16 protein-coding genes are annotated in these 16,448 nt (G+C 63.6%); all 16 read right to left on the bottom strand.

All coding sequences use genetic code 11. From position 1 onward, the window contains the following. Positions 1-114: 114 nt before the first annotated feature. The 16 genes from BM396_RS26795 to BM396_RS26725 all read right to left on the bottom strand — a co-directional run bounded on the left by BM396_RS26795 (position 115) and on the right by BM396_RS26725 (position 16,345). Positions 115-1,683 carry a GMC family oxidoreductase gene (locus BM396_RS26795; RefSeq protein WP_043387489.1) on the bottom strand — a complete coding sequence of 523 codons (1,569 nt, stop codon included), beginning with the start codon at positions 1,681-1,683 and terminating at the stop codon, positions 115-117. Positions 1,684-1,725: 42 nt separating this feature from the next. Then, a complete protein-coding gene (locus BM396_RS26790) occupies positions 1,726-2,271 on the bottom strand; it encodes a gluconate 2-dehydrogenase subunit 3 family protein (protein WP_043387461.1) in 546 nt (181 codons plus the stop codon). A gap of 30 nt (positions 2,272-2,301) precedes the next feature. Continuing rightward, on the bottom strand, positions 2,302-2,700 hold the full coding sequence (locus BM396_RS26785; RefSeq protein WP_043387460.1) for a VOC family protein: 399 nt from the start codon (positions 2,698-2,700) through the stop codon (positions 2,302-2,304). 1 nt (position 2,701) lies between these two features. Further along, positions 2,702-3,109: a c-type cytochrome gene (locus BM396_RS26780; RefSeq protein WP_081948767.1), complete on the bottom strand. Its 408-nt coding sequence runs from the start codon at positions 3,107-3,109 to the stop codon at positions 2,702-2,704. A gap of 320 nt (positions 3,110-3,429) precedes the next feature. Continuing rightward, complete coding sequence (locus BM396_RS26775) at positions 3,430-5,016, bottom strand: catalase (protein ID WP_091995066.1); 1,587 nt, start codon at positions 5,014-5,016, stop codon at positions 3,430-3,432. A gap of 201 nt (positions 5,017-5,217) precedes the next feature. After that, entirely contained in the window at positions 5,218-5,406 is a 189-nt protein-coding gene (locus tag BM396_RS26770) for a hypothetical protein (RefSeq protein WP_043387326.1), read from the bottom strand. A gap of 25 nt (positions 5,407-5,431) precedes the next feature. After that, positions 5,432-6,541 (bottom strand): WD40 repeat domain-containing protein, encoded by a 1,110-nt coding sequence (locus BM396_RS26765; protein ID WP_051976245.1) that lies wholly within the window; start codon positions 6,539-6,541, stop codon positions 5,432-5,434. 31 nt (positions 6,542-6,572) lie between these two features. Then, entirely contained in the window at positions 6,573-6,866 is a 294-nt protein-coding gene (locus tag BM396_RS26760; RefSeq protein ID WP_043387324.1) for a hypothetical protein, read from the bottom strand. Between the two features lie 125 nt (positions 6,867-6,991). Further along, positions 6,992-7,456 carry a hypothetical protein gene (locus BM396_RS26755; RefSeq protein ID WP_043387323.1) on the bottom strand — a complete coding sequence of 155 codons (465 nt, stop codon included), beginning with the start codon at positions 7,454-7,456 and terminating at the stop codon, positions 6,992-6,994. After that, the gene (locus BM396_RS26750; protein ID WP_051976244.1) at positions 7,453-9,540 is read right to left on the bottom strand and encodes a sigma-54-dependent Fis family transcriptional regulator; all 2,088 of its coding nucleotides are present in this window, start codon (positions 9,538-9,540) and stop codon (positions 7,453-7,455) included. The genes BM396_RS26755 and BM396_RS26750 overlap by 4 nt, the downstream gene beginning before the upstream one ends. A 107-nt stretch (positions 9,541-9,647) precedes the next feature. Further along, positions 9,648-10,067, bottom strand: coding sequence for a hypothetical protein (locus BM396_RS32975; protein ID WP_051976243.1), 420 nt, complete (start codon positions 10,065-10,067; stop codon positions 9,648-9,650). A 213-nt stretch (positions 10,068-10,280) separates the two neighbouring features. Continuing rightward, positions 10,281-11,912, bottom strand: coding sequence for a molecular chaperone GroEL (locus BM396_RS26745; RefSeq protein WP_043387318.1), 1,632 nt, complete (start codon positions 11,910-11,912; stop codon positions 10,281-10,283). Positions 11,913-12,064: 152 nt separating this feature from the next. Then, the gene (locus BM396_RS26740) at positions 12,065-12,436 is read right to left on the bottom strand and encodes an MmoB/DmpM family protein (protein WP_043387316.1); all 372 of its coding nucleotides are present in this window, start codon (positions 12,434-12,436) and stop codon (positions 12,065-12,067) included. A 5-nt stretch (positions 12,437-12,441) separates the two neighbouring features. Next, positions 12,442-13,512, bottom strand: coding sequence for an aromatic/alkene monooxygenase hydroxylase subunit beta (locus tag BM396_RS26735; RefSeq protein ID WP_199807263.1), 1,071 nt, complete (start codon positions 13,510-13,512; stop codon positions 12,442-12,444). A 49-nt stretch (positions 13,513-13,561) separates the two neighbouring features. Beyond that, complete coding sequence (locus BM396_RS26730) at positions 13,562-14,599, bottom strand: NADH:ubiquinone reductase (Na(+)-transporting) subunit F (RefSeq protein WP_043387315.1); 1,038 nt, start codon at positions 14,597-14,599, stop codon at positions 13,562-13,564. 75 nt (positions 14,600-14,674) lie between these two features. Next, positions 14,675-16,345 carry an aromatic/alkene/methane monooxygenase hydroxylase/oxygenase subunit alpha gene (locus BM396_RS26725; RefSeq protein ID WP_043387314.1) on the bottom strand — a complete coding sequence of 557 codons (1,671 nt, stop codon included), beginning with the start codon at positions 16,343-16,345 and terminating at the stop codon, positions 14,675-14,677. Between the last annotated feature and the right edge of the window lie 103 nt (positions 16,346-16,448).

Below are 16,448 nucleotides of genomic sequence, written 5' to 3'. Positions count from 1 at the left end.
CTCCTCGCCGCTTCACGCTCCGACGTTCTCTCGAAGAGGCTGGCGCGGCTCACCCTGTGGGCCGCGCCCCTCAAAGACGCGCATCTCCGGCCTTCTGTGCAGCCCGTCCGAGCCTTAGATGTCTCGCCTCTGCATCGCGCCGGCGATGTGATCGGCCTGCCGGATCGCGAGCGCCACGATCGTGAGCGTGGGGTTGCAAGCCGCGCCCGAGGTGAACTGGCTGCCGTCTGAGATGAACAGGTTCTTGATGTCGTGCGTCCGGCCGAACTTGTTGACCACGCCGTCGCGCGGGTTCGCGCTCATGCGATTGGTGCCCATGTTGTGGGTGCTCGGATAGGGCGTCGTGGGATACGTCACCGTCGCACCGACGGCCTCGTAGACGGCCGCACCCTGCCGGTAGGCGTGGTTGCGCATGGCGATGTCGTTCGGGTGGTCGTCGTAGTGAACGTTTGCGACCGGCAGCCCATGCTTGTCCTTTGCCGTCGGATCGAGGGTGACGCGGTTGCTCTCCTGCGGCATGTCCTCCCCAATCAACCACATGCCGGCCATGCGAGGATACGTCTCGAGAGCGCTGGTGAAGCTGCGGCCCCAGGCTCCCGGGTTGAGGAACGCCGCCATGAAGGGAAGCCCGATCGAGATCGTCTCCATCTCGTAGCCACCGTTGAAGCCGCGCGAGGGATCGTGGCGCGCCTCATCGCGGATGATGCCCGCCATGGTGGTGCCGCGATACATGTGCACCGGCTTCTCGAACGTGGCGTACACGGAACCGGTCATATGGCGCATGTAGTTGCGCCCGACCTGACCCGACGAGTTGGCCAAGCCGTTCGGGAACAGGGATGAGGCACTGTTGAGCAGAAGCCGAGGGCTTTCGAGCGAGTTGCCGGCCACACACACGACGCGCGCCTTCTGACGCTGCAGGGCACCGGTTTCGTCGAAGTAGGTGACCCCCGTGACCTTCCCGCTTCGATCATGCTCGATCCGCGCCACATGACTGTTGGGCCGAACCTCGAGGTTGCCGGTCGCCTCCCCTTGAGGAATCTCCGTGTACAGCGTCGACCATTTGGCGCCCGACTTGCAGCCCTGGAAGCAAAAGCCGATCTGCTGGCAAAAGCCGCGCCCGTCGCGCGGCTGACTGTTGATCGCCATGCGCCCGGTGCTGACCTCTTTATAGCCGAGTTTGCGCGCGCCGGCCTCCATCACTTTGAAATTGTTGTTGCCCGGGAGCCCGGGGATGTTGTTCGTGCGGGTCACCCCCATCTTCGTCTCGGCCTTGTCGTACCATGGATCGAGGTCGGCCTTGATTATGGGCCAGTCCAGGAGATTTGCGCCTTTCACGCCGCCGTAGGCCGACGCGATCTTGAACTCATGTTCGTCAAATCGGAGCGAGGCGCCCGCCCAGTGAACGGTCGATCCACCGACCGATTTCACGATCCACGCGGGGAGATTCGGGAAGTCCTGCGCGACGCGCCACGAGCCGGACGCGACCCGCATGTCGGTCCACGCGAGTTGGGCGAAGCTCTCCCACTCGTCGTTTACGAAGTCTTGGATCTCGTTGCGCGCACCGGCTTCCAGCATCACGACCTTGACGCCGCGCTGCGCGAGTTCATTGCCGAGCGTGCCGCCGCCGGCGCCGGAGCCTACGATCACGACGACGCCGTCGTCATTCAGATCAAACTGGGCCATCATCATCCTCCCTAGGTATCTTTTTGTCTACCACTGCCAGCTTCAGGTCTTGGGAAGCCAATCGATGTCATTGAATCCGCGGTTGATGTAACCGCCCTTGTCCGCAGATGGCCCCTCGTAGCCGAACTTCTTCCAAAGCTCGTGCTGATTGTAGAGCGACACGACCAGATCGGATCGAAGCTTCTTGAAGAAATCGGTCTTCTCGACACCTTCGAGGAGTTTGACCCGCTGCTCCTCCCAGCCAACGTCGACGTAAGGAACGCCATGCCGCTTCTGAGCATCGGCATCCAGGTGCCGCACGCCGTCTTCGAGCATGGTTTTAATCGCCGGATCGCTCGCAGCCTTGCCGTTCCACGGCTTGATGGCATTGACGTAGTAGACGTCCCCGAGAAAATCGTGTGGGTAGATATCGCGAGCGACCTTGACCAGTGTTTTCATCGTGAGCGGAGCCAGTGGGCCGTCTTCTGCCCAAGCGTCAGATACTGACAGCTCCGCAGAGCTGGCGATCGCCGCAGCGGGCAGACCCGCGGCCATCCCCTTGAGGAGGAAGCGGCGGCTGTATCGGTTTCGCGGGTCGACTGTTCTCATAATGACCTCCCTTTCAATCGCGGTCGATGGTTAGACAAAGCGTCCGCCGCGCTCGATCACTTCGATCTTGTATCCATCTGGATCCGTGATGAAGAAGAATCGCGCCAGGATGGCGCCGCGGTGCTTGAATTCGCGGATGGGCCCGACCGAGATTCCGGCGCTCGACAGTCGCTCATGCTCAGCCTCGAGCGAGTCGACCGTGACGGCCAAATGGCCGTAGCCGTCGCCGAGCTGGTACCGCTCCGTCCGGTCGTGATTGACGGTGAACTCCAGCTCGAATGGTGAGAGCTCATTGCGCAGATAGATCAGCGAAAAACCATCGAAATCGAGCCGGTCGGCTACTTTCAGTCCGAGAACCTGGTCATAGAATGCGATCGATTTGATGTCGTCGAGAACACGGATCATCGAATGGACCAGCTTAGTGCCCATGTCAGTGTAGCTCCTTCAGATAGCCGATGATCGCCGATCGAACCTCGGCCTTGGATTGCCGGTAGGGCATGATCGCCCCAGGAATCATCGCCTGCGGGTTGGTCAGCCAGCGGTCCAAGCGCGCCTCGTCCCAGGTCCAGTCGGCCTTGGAGAAGCCGGCCGAGTAGTGATAGCCGGCCACCGTCCCGGCTTTTCGCCCGATCACGCCGAACAACGTCGGCCCCTGCCGCGGAGGATCTGTCGTGTTGATCGAGTGGCACGTCGCGCACTGGCGCTCGAAGAGCACTTGACCGGAAGGAAGCTGAGCCACCGGCTGTCCGACTTGCGCGCGAGCAGATCCGAATTCGGTTAAGCCGCATGCGATCCAAAACAGCGTTGCCAGAACTAGACCGTACTGAAGCCGGGGCATGATTACTCCATGTTATGAGACGCAAATCGCTTAGCCGAAATTGCCCTGGCTTCGCGAGCGTCGGATGTCTCGATACTGGCTCGCTACGGATCTCGTCGATATCTTATAGGGTATCGCCGGACACTGTGGCGCTCATTTTGAACTCACATCTTATTTCTGGAATACAAAAGCGTCTTTTCCACAACGATCGCGGACCTAGCGCTGTTTGACGCTTCAACCGATCCGGGATCCTCCGCGACCTGGCATTGTGAGCGAAGTCGACAGCTACGGCCTCGCTCCTCACATCGCGCGCGACCATCGCACCATGGTCGCCGTCGCGGTTATTCTGCGGCGACCTTGTGGGCCTGCGACCCGTCCGTGTAGGTCCCGGCCTGCAGGCGCTTGCCCGGGGCGGCGCGGCCCGGCAGCGGCGGCAGGGCCTTGGCCTTCTCCAGGTCGATCCCGGCGCCCTCGGCGACGCGGCGGCCGTAATCCTCGTCGGCGTGCCAGAAGTGCCAGACCATCCGCAGCTGGATCGGCTCCGGGCACTGCTTCATGTCGGCCACGAGGTTGGCGATCAGGTCCTCGCGCTCCCAATCCTCGAAGGAGCGGTAGCGCACACCGGCCTGGGTGTAGTCGTCCTCGGTCCGCGAGGTCTGGTAGCGGCCGAGGCGGCCCTCCACCGGCTGGTGGTAGTCCTTCGCGGGCTTCGGCGCCTCGCGCAGGCCCTCGGACAGGGTCGAGGGCTCGTAGTTGATGTGCTTGTTCGGGCCGGTGCCGTCGACCGTGTAGGCCATCTGACCGTCGCGCTGGTTCGAGTAGACCTTCACGCCGGGCTGCGGCGCATTGATCGGCAGTTGGAGGTAGTTGGCGCCGACGCGGTAGCGCTGCGTGTCCGAGTAGGACAGCGTCCGCCCCTGCAGCATCTTGTCGTCCGAGAAGTCGATGCCGTCGACGAGCACGCCGGTCCCGAAGGCCGACTGCTCGACCTCAGCGAAGAAGTTGTCCGGCACGCGGTCGAGCACCATCCGGCCGCAGGGCAGCAGCGGGAATTGGTCCACCGGCCACAGCTTCGTGTCGTCCAGCGGGTCGAACGACAGGTGGTCGTTCGGGCCGTCCGGCATGATCTGCACGGCGAATTCCCATTCGGGGAAGTTGCCGGCCTTGATGTTGTCGTACAGGTCGCGGGTCGCGTGGCCGACATCCTTGGCCTGGATCTCGGACGCCTGCTGCGAGGTCAGGTTCCGGACACCCTGCTTCGGGATCCAGTGGAACTTGCAGAGCACCGCCTCGCCCTGGTCGTTGACCAGCTTGTAGGTGTTGACGCCCGAGCCTTCCATCTCGCGGTAATTGGCCGGGATGCCCCAGGGCGACTTCAGGTGCGTCACCATGTGGATCGACTCGGGGTGCTGGGCCACGAAGTCGAAGAAGCGCCACGCCTCCTGGCGGTTCGTCACCGGATCCGGCTTGAACGCGTGGATCATGTCGGGGAACTTGATCGCGTCGCGGATGAAGAAGACCTTGAGGTTGTTGCCCACGAGGTCCCAATTGCCGTCGACGGTCTTGAACTTCACCGCGAAGCCGCGCGGGTCGCGCTCGGTCTCCGGGCTCTCCTTGGCGCCGGCCACGGTGGAGAAGCGCACGAACATCGGCGTCTTCACGCCGGTCTCGTTCAGCACGCGGGCGCGGGTGTACTTGGAGGCCGGCTCGTCGCCGATCTTGCCGTAGGCCTCGAACCAGCCGTGGGCGCCGGCGCCGCGGGCGTGCACGACGCGCTCCGGAATGCGCTCGCGATCGAAGTGCGTGATCTTCTCGATGAACTGGTAGTTCTCGAGCGTCGCGGGCCCGCGCTCACCGACCGTGCGGGTGCTCTGGTTGTCGCGGACCGGATGGCCCTGGCGGGTGGTCAGATAAGGCTCGTCGGGCATAACCTTTGAACTCCAGATCCGATCGCGATCGGTTTCTCTCCCGCGGAGAAAGACCAGAATACATACTGGACTTTTCGTCACCCCGACGGGATCAATTGCCTATGTTCTTAGTTTTACCAATTTCATAGTACAGTGAAGCGACAAAATACCCACAAGTCAATGCTCTGCGTGTAGCAAAATAGGACTTTGTGGGTGCGACGTTCACTGCAAATCCGGCAGAGTTCTCGTGAAGGGTTTGCTCTCTGCAATGAAGCGCGCGGCGAGCACGAGCGCGCCCATGGAAAACTCTTTCCCGTGGGCCGCAATCATACGCTCGGAAAGCTCCGCGATCTCTCGGAAGAACGCGTCCTTGCTGTCGTTCTCAGGTTGTTTCGTCTCGGCTTGGGACATGATGGTCTCCTCTTGGCCGCTTCGCTCATTTGAACAGCTGCGGCGGGAAGGTGATGATGCTGGCCTCGCCCGCCTCTGTGCCGAAGACGAGTGACTGCCCGTCGCGAGACCAGGTCATCTCCGTGACGGGATCTCCACCCGGCGTACGGACAACCAGTTCGTCGCGCTCCCCGATCGGCGCCACAACCACCATCCCGTTCTCGTAGGCGGCGGCGATGAGCGCGCGTTGTGGATGGACGGCGATGGCCTTCACCGTCGCCAGCCCGGAGCGCCCGGTCGGCAGGCTTCGCGGTTCCGTGACTTCGGTCTCGAACTGTTCGACGGGCCAGACGATGATGCGGTAGGCGCCGCTGGTTGCGAGCAGACGTGACGTCGAGTCCCAGCTGAGGGCACGGACCGGCGCCGGATAATTCGGGAGACCGATGGTCCGCAGGACACGACCGTTCTCAAAGCGCAGCAGCGCGACCCCACCGCCGGTGAGCGAAGCCGCGAGCCAACGTCCGTCCGGACTCCAGGTCAGACGCTGGGGGTCGAGCGCGGTTAGGACCTCGACGCCACGGCGAGGGTCGGTGACGTGGCGGAGCGTCAGGCCGACTCCTCCATGTGCCAGCCAGTCTCCACCGGGAGCGGCAGCCACGGGCGCGGACGCCCGATCGCTCTGCAGCAGAGGATGGATGCTGGCGTCCCCGGGAGCGGCGGTCATCAGCGCCTGACCGAGCGCGACCAGCACGCTGCCATCGTTCATCTGCGCGAGCGCCCGGAGCGGTTGCTCGACGCTCGCCAGCCGCGTGGTGTTTCCGTCCGGCGCGACGATGTTGAGCGCACCCGAGATGCCGCCGGCGAGGAAGCCCGCGGCACCGAACGCAGCGACGTGGCGATGTCCCGCCTCCCCTGCCACGACGATGATCGGCGCCGTGCCGCTGCGGCGGGGCGTGATCGTTGCCCGTCCGGTATCGCCCGCGACGTGGTAGCGATCGACAGCCGAGTCGGGATCCGCGACGGGCGCGAGCGCGAGACCACCGTCGGCCAGTGCAAAAGCAGCCGTCGTCTCCGTCGCGTCGAGGGCGATCGCGGTAACAGCCGACCCCAATGCCCAGCGCCGTCCGAGCAGATCAATCAGGTTCGTAGCATTCATAGCGACAGTGGCTCTATTCGCGCGCCGTGGATCAGGACGTCCTCTGGGCGGCAATCTGCTGGTCGACAGCCGCGAGTTCGCGTTCCAGTTGGTCGATCTCGGTCTCGAGCGCGGTGATCGTCGCCTGAAATCCGTCGTCGCGCCCAGTCGTCTCGGCGGCTTCGCCGGCGTGTGGCGACTGGCGTCGCTCGGCGAGCGCCGCGATCTGGTTCCCGAAGGCCAGCTGTTGACAGGTCACCATCTGAGCCTGCGCAGCAGAGATCCGGCCGCAGAGTTCGAGGCGGGCCCGCAGGAGATCGTCCAGCGTTCGGCTCGGTTCGGCCATCGCGTGTGATCCTCTCGTGGAGCGTCGCCGCAACGGCGGCCGGGCATAAGCGGTCGGGCAGACGTCCGTAGGGATAAAAGCCGGTCTGGTCCCGTGGTCCCGGCCGCGAAGGTGTCAGACAGGCCTCAGGCATCGGCATCGTCCTTCCGGCGGCTCTCCTGAAATGTCGTGACCTCGGCGAGAATGGCCGGCAGCCCCTGGGGCGAAGCGGCAAAATGTGCCTCGGCCTGCTCGATGAGCGAGCGGAGATCATCCCAGAGATCGACGCGCTGGAGATCGGGTGGCGTGATGTTGGTCGTCTGAAAGTCGCCGAGCCCGAACCGGTGTCGAAGAGAGATCCCGTTGTGAACGAACTCGGCCAGTTCACGCGCGTGTGTGTCGACGAACGGCCGCAGGAGAGGATGATCGCCGTAGCCGATGCCGCACGCGGTCAGCGACTCCTCAATGAAGCTCTGAAAGTGGTCGACGAGTGTCTGTTGGCTCTCGCCGACGATTCTGAGGATGAACGTCACGTCGCGGTCCGCGACAGCGAGAATGCGCGTGGCGACGTCCGCGGCTGAGGCGCTCGGCGTTCCGGGCGGCGTAGTCATGAGCGGCGCCTGCCCTTGAGGTGGTGAATTTGGCGGTAGATCGTGCTGCGCGCGACACCGAGCCGGCTGGCCGCGACGGAGACGTTTCCGTTCGCGTCGGCGATGGCCTGCTCGATCGCGCGCCGTTTGGCGTCCTCCAGGCGATCGGTCGGAAGCGCGGCGTCTATGTGCTGCGACGCTACCGGTGGGAGAGGATCACGACCTGCCGGCGTGTCGGCGATCATCTCTTCGGGCAGATCCGTGAAGCCCACCGGTTCGCCGCTCGACAGAAGCACCAACCCCTCGATCAGGTTGCGCAACTCCCGCACATTGCCCGGCCAATCGTAGCGCTGCAGAAAGGCGAAGACGTCCGGCTCGAAACGCAGCGGCGGACACCCGTGCCGGATCGAGAGCTCCCTGTTGTAGTGCTCGATCAGGGCCGCGATGTCATCCGAGCGCTGGCGCAGCGGCGGGATCGTGATCCGCACGACGCTGATCCGGTAAAAGAGATCCCGCCGGAAGCGGCCCTGCTCGACCTCCAGCTTGAGATTGCGGTTGGTCGAGGCCACGAGCCGCACGTCGACGGGGCGCGGCTTGCTATCGCCAAGCCGGGTGACGGCGCGCTCTTCCAGAGCACGCAGGAGATAGGGTTGCAGGTCCAGCGGCATCTCGCCGATCTCGTCGAGGCTCAGCGTGCCGCCGTGAGCCTGTTCGAAGCGGCCCGCGCGCCCTTCGCGCGTCGCACCCGTGAACGCTCCGGGCGCGTGGCCGAACAGTTCGCCGCCGAGCAGATCCTTTGAGATCGCACCGCAATTGAGGGCGACGAAAGGTTCGTGGCCCGTGGTCGAACCGACCGTATGGGCAAGCTGGGCGAAGAGCTCCTTGCCGACACCGGTCTCGCCTTCCAGGAGGATCGCGGTGCGTCCCCGAGCGGCCCGGACGACGCGATCAACCGCCTGCAGAAGCGGCTCGCTGCTGCCGATGATCCGTGCTTTGGCGGCGGTGAGGAGCGGCGTCTCCGGGATGCGCACCGCAACGCTCGGCCGCGGCTTGCCGCCGAGGACCAACATCGCGCCTCTCACCGCGCCGCCGCGCATGAGCGGTTCCAAGCTGTGGCCGGTCAATGGCTCCGGGAGCCGCAAGCCAAGATCGGTCACTGCGCCGGTCTCTGACCTGGCGAGCCGCTCCCCGATTCTGAGGTTCGCACCGGCGCCGAGCGTCGGCCACCGTCGGCGGGCGACCTCGTCGAAGTGCAGAACTCGCCCGAACTGGTCGAGCAGAATCATGCCGTCCGACGATCCGACGTGCCGAACCCGATCGAGAGACGCTTCCAGAAGAGAGATCCGTTCGATGTTCGCGCGCTCGACCAGCATCTGCTGGATCTGCCCGGCCGAGAGCATCACCAGCGCCAGGTTGTAGCGGTGAAACAGCCCCTGTGGCCCGGACAGGTCGACGAGACCGATCACGCTCCCGTCGAGCGGGTCGCGGATCGGAACGCCGACGCAGGCCCAGGCCTTCACGCCCTCGCAGAAATGCTCCGCGGCGTGAACGTGGACCGGGCGGCCCGTCGACAGGGCGGTACCGATGCCATTTGTGCCGGCGACTGACTCCCCCCAGGCGGCCCCAACTTCCAGACGAATGTCATGCGCACGCTCGATGGTGCGGCGGCTTCCGCCGACATCGAGAATGACACCCTGCGCATCGGTGACCACCGCCATGGCCCCGGTCTCGCCGATGATCTCCGTGATCCGCTGGAAGGCGGTACGGGCCGAGACCAAGAGATCCTCGTTCTCGCGGCGAAGCCGCTCCAACGCGTCGTTCGAGGTCGACTGCGCGCTACCGCGCCCGTGCGCGTCGACGCCCAGGGTGGCGCTGCGCTCCCAGGAGTGTCGGATCGCAGGCCGGATCATTCCGGTCTCGCCCTCGAGCCGACCCGAAATCACGAAGTGCTCCCAAGCCCGCATGATCCGCTTTTCGTCGTAGTCGCGGTCGCGGAGCATCTCCGTGTCGGCGGCCCAAACGCGCTCTGACGCCAGCTCCTGGCCAGTCGGCAGTTGCGCATCGGGACCGAGATCGGTCGGAGGTTTGAACGGAAGCTTGGTCATATGGACGTCGCTGTCACGCCAAGCGGCTGCCGCCACGCGGAGGATATCCGAACGGGATGAGCACCCATCTCGCCCAGGCGTGCGCGGCGTGCTGGGATCCAGACATGTTACTCCTCGATACCGAGCCTCGCGGCGATCTCCCGCTTGAGACCGTCTTCCGTGTTCGCATCCGTGACGACGGTGCCATCCAACGCGGCGAGCCGCTCGGCAACCGCGGCGTCGAGCGGTGCGAAATAGCCGTTCTCCTTGGTTGCCAGGACGAAGCGCAAGGCCTGCCGCGGTCCGCGCAGATCGCCCACGTGATGCAGTTGCCGGCCGGACTCGAAGTCGGCAACGACCACGCGGCCGTTCGGGCTGAGACGGATGTAGGGCGTGACACTCTTTTCCGCCGCGCTCCGACGGGTCCCGTAGGCGCGCGTGACCTCTGGTGACGGAGTTTCGATGATACGCGTTCTGGCACCCCCTCCCGTGATAGCCCGCTTGATCTGATCGATCGTGCCGCGGTTCTCGGTGAGGATCCGCTTCATCGCAGCGTCCTCCTTCCGCGGCCCATCCTGCCTGGAAAGAATATGCACCATGGTTTCCTCCCGATGCCTCAGCAGCCCCGCCTCGACGAGCGGCTGGTTGTTCGCGCCAATTACAGAGCACCGCTCGAATACGACAAGGCATCACTAGTTTCGGCCAGCTATGCCGGGCGACCGCTGTAACGGGCGGTCGCCCGCATGGTCGGTTGCGGGATGTCACGCGCGGCCCAGGTTCTCCGCGCCACCGCCGAGAGCGGGGCCCGCTGTCGGATCGACATGTTCCGGAAGCTCGGCCACGAGCGTGTCGGTCGTCAGCACCAGGGTCGCGACGGAGGCCGCGTTGCGAAGCGCGGTGTAGGTGACGCGCACCGGATCGACGATGGCAGACTCGACCATGTCCGTGAACGTACCGGTCGCGGCATCGAAACCGCTACCGCGGCGCGCTGTCGTGAGGTTCGAGATGACGCGCCCGGGGTCGTGTCCGGCGTTGCGTGCGATGAACGCCGCAGGTCGCGTCAGGACCTCTTTGACCAAGCCAATGCCGCGCCCAAGGTCACCGTCAACGTTGCCGAGCGCGCGTTCCAGAACGGGCGCGCACTGCGCCAAAGCCGTACCACCGCCGGGGACGATCCCTTCCTCGGCCGCGGCGCGGGTTGCGCTGACGGCGTCGTCGATCAACTGCATGGTCCGCTTTTGCTCGACAGGCGTCGCGCCGCCGACCATCAGCACGGCCGTTCCGCCGGATAGCTTGGCCAACCGCTCCTTGAGCTTGTCTTGCTCGATGTTGGGCGGCGCCAATTCGTACTGCCTCGTGACTTGAGCGAGCCGGGCGGCGATCGACGCTGGGTCGCCCCTACCGCGCACGATTGTGGTCTCACGAGCGCTCGACCGCACGCGGTCCGCCGAACCGAGATCGGACAGGCTCATCTCTTCCAGGCGACCCCCAAGATCGCGAGCGACGACCTTGCCGCCCGTGATGATCGCGAGATCGTCCATCATGGCCTTGCGCCAATGCCCGTAATCCGGCGGATGGACGACGAGGACCTTGCCACGATTTTCGTCCCCGAGAAGCGTGACCAGAACCTCCGGAGAGACTTCTTCGGCCACGATGACCAGCGGCCGTCCGGTGCCGGTCACTGCCTCGCGGATCCCGGCGAGTTCCTCTGGGCTCCTGATCTTCAGGTCGGTCAGGAGTATGAACGGGTCGTCGAGGACGACCTCCATCCGTTCGACGTCGGTGACCATGTGATGAGAGATATAGCCGCGATCAAACGAGAGTCCCTCGGTCACCTCCAACGTCGTCTGCGTGGTGAGCCCATATTCCGACGTAACAATCCCAGTGCTGCCGACTCGTTCGATCGCCTCAGCTACGAGAGCGCCGAGTCTCGGATCCGTGGCGGCGATCGTCGCGACTGCCCGCAGCATCTTACCGTCTCGAGCCGGCACCGCCGACCGACGCAATTCTTCGACGACCACCTCTACGGCACGGTGGATCCCCTTGCAGAGGTCGACCGCTCCGGCGCCCCGCTCCAGGGCCCCGACGCCGCCCTGGATCAGGCCGTTCGCCAGGACCATCGCCGTCGTCGTTCCGTCGCCGGCGACCTCGTTGGTCTGCATCGAGACTTCCCGAACGACCTGAGCACCCATGTTCTCAAACCGGTCCGGCAACTCGATCTCAGAAGCGATCGTGACGCCGTCGCGCGACACGATCGGCGTCCCAATCGGCCGGTCGATCATCGCGTTCATTCCCTTCGGGCCGAGCGTCGACTCCACGGCGACGGCGAGCTTCCCCACGCCGCGGGCCAGCGCCCGACGCGCCTCGATATCGTGCAGGAGGACTTTGGGCATGTGTGTTTCTTCCCCGGTGGTGTCGTTGATTCAGAAGGGGGCCGCTGAACTGAGGTTCGAGATCCCCCAACCGCTCCCGCGGGCGTCCGATGTTTCGGGCGGGAGGCGCCGGCCGCCCGTGGGCGGCCGGCCGATCTGTCCATCGACGTCGTTTACTCGATGTACTGCAGAGCAGCTTCCATATCGCCGAACAACGTGACCGTATTGTCGTCGATGCGGATCATCCTGCCGTAGTGCGTCGAAGTGTTGACCTCGAAGATCTCCGCGGTCATCTCCTTGCCGAGAATTTCGCTGATCTCGTCCATCTTGAAGACGAGTTCGCCGTTTCCATCGATGCGGATCAGCGCAGGCTGGTGGGTGATGGTGACGCCCGGCTTCTGGCCCATGAATTCAGCGATCGCGCGCGCCTCGACGCTGTCGTTCATGGTAACACCGCACTGGTGTGAGATCGTCTGATCGAAAGAAAGATCCCCCATCTTTTGGAAGATGTTCTGGTTCGACGCATTGCGTGCATTCACAGACATGCCAATTACTCCTGAGGAAGATCGAGGCCGAGCTCGCCGAGGATCTTGGTGACACGTTCGGTGGACGCCGCTTTCGCGTCGGCGAACTGGGCCGGCTTCGAATGAGGCTGTGACCAGATCGGCTGGAGATCGGCAGCTGCCTTGCGAGCCAAAGCGACGTGCCGGTCGACCCAGCTCCGGAACAGGGTCCGGTTGTGCTCGGCGTGCGCGGCGTCCGTGGCGAGCAGGTGAAACAGGTCGATCGCGTTGGCGAGGTTGCGCTCGTAGTCCGCCTCGGCCGCGGAGATCACCGGCGGCGTGATGAAGTCCCCGTTCGAGGACGCGACCTGCATCAGGAAGCCGCTGCGAAACAGCTCGCCCACCAGCGGCTCGAAGACGATGTTCGTCGCGAAGTACTGCTCCAGGTAGTCGGTCGAGCCCATGATGGCCTCCACCGCTTCCCGGGTGCCCTGCCAAGTTCCGTCCTCGAGCCAGTGCCGCTTACCCGCCGTGTCGTCGAACCCGGCGATGTCCATCCCGATCTCCGCGAGGTAGAGCGTGATGTCCTGGGCGAGGCGCAGCTTGTAGGACGAGTTCGTCAGGGTCGCGTTGTTGATCATCTGCGTGTAGCCGTAGCGCTGCGCCTGCATGAGCGCGGTGCCCAGCCCGAATTCCACATGCTTCCATGCGCCGAGATGGTTCTGGAGGATCTTCACCCAGGCCTTGTCGAAGGCGGCCGGAGCGCCGGCCTTGCGACCATTGGCGATCACGGATTGCACCATCGCCTCGATCTTCGACTGTCGCTGATAATGCGTGCGCTCCCACTCCTGATCAGGCGCGCGGAAAGCGTGCCAGTCGGAGCTCAGGGCCGCCGTATTCTCCTTCGAGTACGCGCCCTTCCCGTCCGCGAACGAAATGATCCAGTTCTGGAGTAGGTAACGCTCGGGATCGGGCTGTACGTCGACCGTCATGTCTTCGTAGTGGGTCGCACGTTTGCCCTTGGGTTCGAAATACCGGTACTTGCGGCTATCCGAGTCCGCGAAAATCGCGGAGCCGGCTGCGCCCGACTTCCGTGTGGCGGCTTCCAACGTCATCATTGTCCTCCCGGTGGTAACTCGCCGCTGGTGGCGACTTGGTTCGGCCCGGTTACGTCCGTGCCGGTGTGAACTTGTCGAAGAAAATCCGCTCCGAAGATACGTCGTTCATCTGCAGCACTGGGGTGAGTGCCTCGATCATCGGCTCCGGACCGCAGGCGTACACGTCGAGATCTTCCCCGTAAGCGAGACGACGTAGATGGTCGTTGACGACCTCGTGGACGAACCCCCGCTCACCCTGCCACGCGGCGTCGTCCGAAGCGTGGGAGAGGACCGGTATGAAGGTGAAGCGCGGATTGGACCGCGCCACCTCGGCGAACAGATCCAGATAGAACAGATCCGTTTGCGTGCGCGCGCCATAGAAGAAATGGACTGGGCGTTCTTCTCCGCTCGCGATGTGGTCGTGAAGGATGGACCAGAGCGGTGACATCCCCGAACCACCCCCAACGAGGATTAGGGCTCCTCCTCTGTTTTCACGGCGGAAGCAGGTTCCGTAGGGTCCTTTGACGCCGACGGGGGTTCCGACGTCGAGCTCTCCGTCGAGGCGGGAGGAGAATCGGCCGCCGGGATATTTTTTGATGATGAACGAGAGTTTTTGCGTTTCGCTCGGCGGATTTGCCATGGAAAACGAGCGCGTAATCTCCTCTGCTCCCGGAAGTGTGATGTCGACATACTGTCCAGCCCAGAACTTCAGAGGTTGATCAAGTTCGATTTCAAGCAGGCGAATGTCGTGCGTCAGACTCGAGACGCGGCTGACACGCCCTTGGAGGTCCCGGACCGGGATCGATTTTGAGAGCAGCTCCTCGTCGTAGTTGAGGAGGTCGACCTCGATATCGCTCGATATAAGGCTCCGGCAGAGAAGAACATGGTTCTGGTCACGCTCCGTCTCGTTCAGCGCGAACGTGGAATAGGGCAGCATCTCGACTTCGCCGTCGGTGACGATGCATTTGCAAGCCGCGCAACGCCCCTCTTTGCAACCGTGTGGGAGCGCAATGCCCTGCCGGAAGGCCGCGTCGAGGACGGTCTCGTCTTCCTCGACCTCGAACTCGACGCCCACCGGGTTGAGTTTGACGGTGTATACCTCGCTCATGGGAGCCAGTTCCTCCTGTGTCGGTGTGTTCTTTTCTGACCGGCTGGCCGGGGTGCCCCGGCCAGCCGTCCGACATCAGTTGCAGGGATTGATCGTGAAGCCCGCGCGATATTCGGCGAGATGCGCCTCGCGCGCCTCCGGCGACATTTCGCGCAAGGTGATCAGCGGGCTCTTCAGCGTGTATCCACGCACATCGTCGAGCGTCCACATATCCTTGTTGTCGAAGCGCAGATGCGGTTGAGGAACGAGGGTCTTGCCGTCTGTGCGGACGAAGCCGAGATCCTTGATGGCATCTGCCAGATCCCAGTTGTGGTATACACTCTCCCATTCACGACGGCCGCTGAACCGCCCCATGGCCGGTGTGGGACGTCCCTCGTATTCGTTGGCGAAGGCTTCGACCGCGGTCCAACGATCGATCTCGTGCGCGAAGGTGTGCAGCTGGCCGTCGATCTCGTCAGTGACGAGATCCTCGCGCACGACGCACGGCACCAGCGAACTCCAGCAGCGGTGCGGATAGACGTAACCGACATCCTCGTTGAAGGTGACGATCTTCTGGCCGGGCCGGCTCAGCTTTCCGTACCACTTCCAGTACTCGCCGAACTGAGCGTACCAACCCGGATATTTGTGCTCAAACCACTCGAAGTCTTTCTCGGTCTGCGCCTCAATCCGCCAGAAATTCACCGGCCAGCCGACGGAGAAGAACTGTGCGATCTTGTGAACGTAATGTTTCTCGGTGATGCGCTTCCAGGCCGTCTGAACGTCGTCGTGGTGAATTTTGATGCCGTATTTCTCCAGCGGGAGCATGTAGGTGCGATAGTAGTCCTCGAAAATCCAGCGGTGCCACATCTCCGCGTAGGACTCCTTGTCCTTGTCACGGTTCGTGGTGCCGTACTCGATGAACGTGCCAATCGCGGCATCGACGATGGCGTGGTTCTGCCAGAAGGCGTAGCGCAGGTCGCGCTCGAGCAGGAGGTGGTTTTCCGGCTCTTTCAGGATCGACATCAGCATCGAATGCCCGTTGCCGACGTGCCGGCTCTCGTCGGACTGCACCGACAGGAACACGGTCGGCAGAGCATAGTCGCCGTTACGGGCGGCCTCGGACGGCATGGCCACGAACAGCGTGTTCGTGAAGGCGGTCTCGGCGACCACGGTCAGGTAAATGTTGGCCGAGGTGATCGCGTCGCCGGTGATGAAACCTTCGCCGAATTGACGACCGATCGTCGTCGCATAGCATTTGCCGAACGCCTCTTCGGTGATGTCGAAGCCCGCCGGGTCGATATAGTTCTCCATGTACCATTTCTTGAGGTTCATTTGGATGGTCGAGTGGCGGAACTCGTCGACCATCTGCATGGTAAACCCGGTACGCAGCTCCTCGCCGGGCGCCAACCGACCGACCATCGCCATCGAACGGGCGGCCGAAATCTCGGGAAACGGAATGATAGCCAGGAAGAGCTTCATCCACTCGACCCACCGCGGCTCGACGTTTCGGAACATGTCGCCGCGCAGCGCCGCATCGAGCGCCCCGTAGACCCGATTGTCCTTCTCCTCCTGCATTGGGAAATAGGACCGCAGAACCTGCTTCATCGGATCTTTGGGGGCCTTGGTGATCTTGTAGTCCGTTGGGAAGGTCATAGCCTCCTGGACGTACGAGGGGTTCCAGCCGAGATCGGCGATCTTCTTGGCCGCCTCTCCGACGGAGATCCCTTTCTGGGCTGTTATCTTGTTGAGTGTCAGTGTTCCAGACATCGCTGCATCCTTAGGTTTCGCGATAGTCGATGTGAAAGACCAGGTAGGTCCCGGGATACCGGGCCCTCAGACGCAGGAAGGCGTCGAGCGCGGACGCGCCTGG

It is taken from the genome of Methylobacterium sp. UNCCL125 (assembly GCF_900116795.1).
Lineage (GTDB): Bacteria > Pseudomonadota > Alphaproteobacteria > Rhizobiales > Beijerinckiaceae > Methylobacterium > Methylobacterium fujisawaense.
Note: the sequence above shows the minus strand (reverse complement) of the source record. Positions and strands in the feature narration are given on the sequence as shown.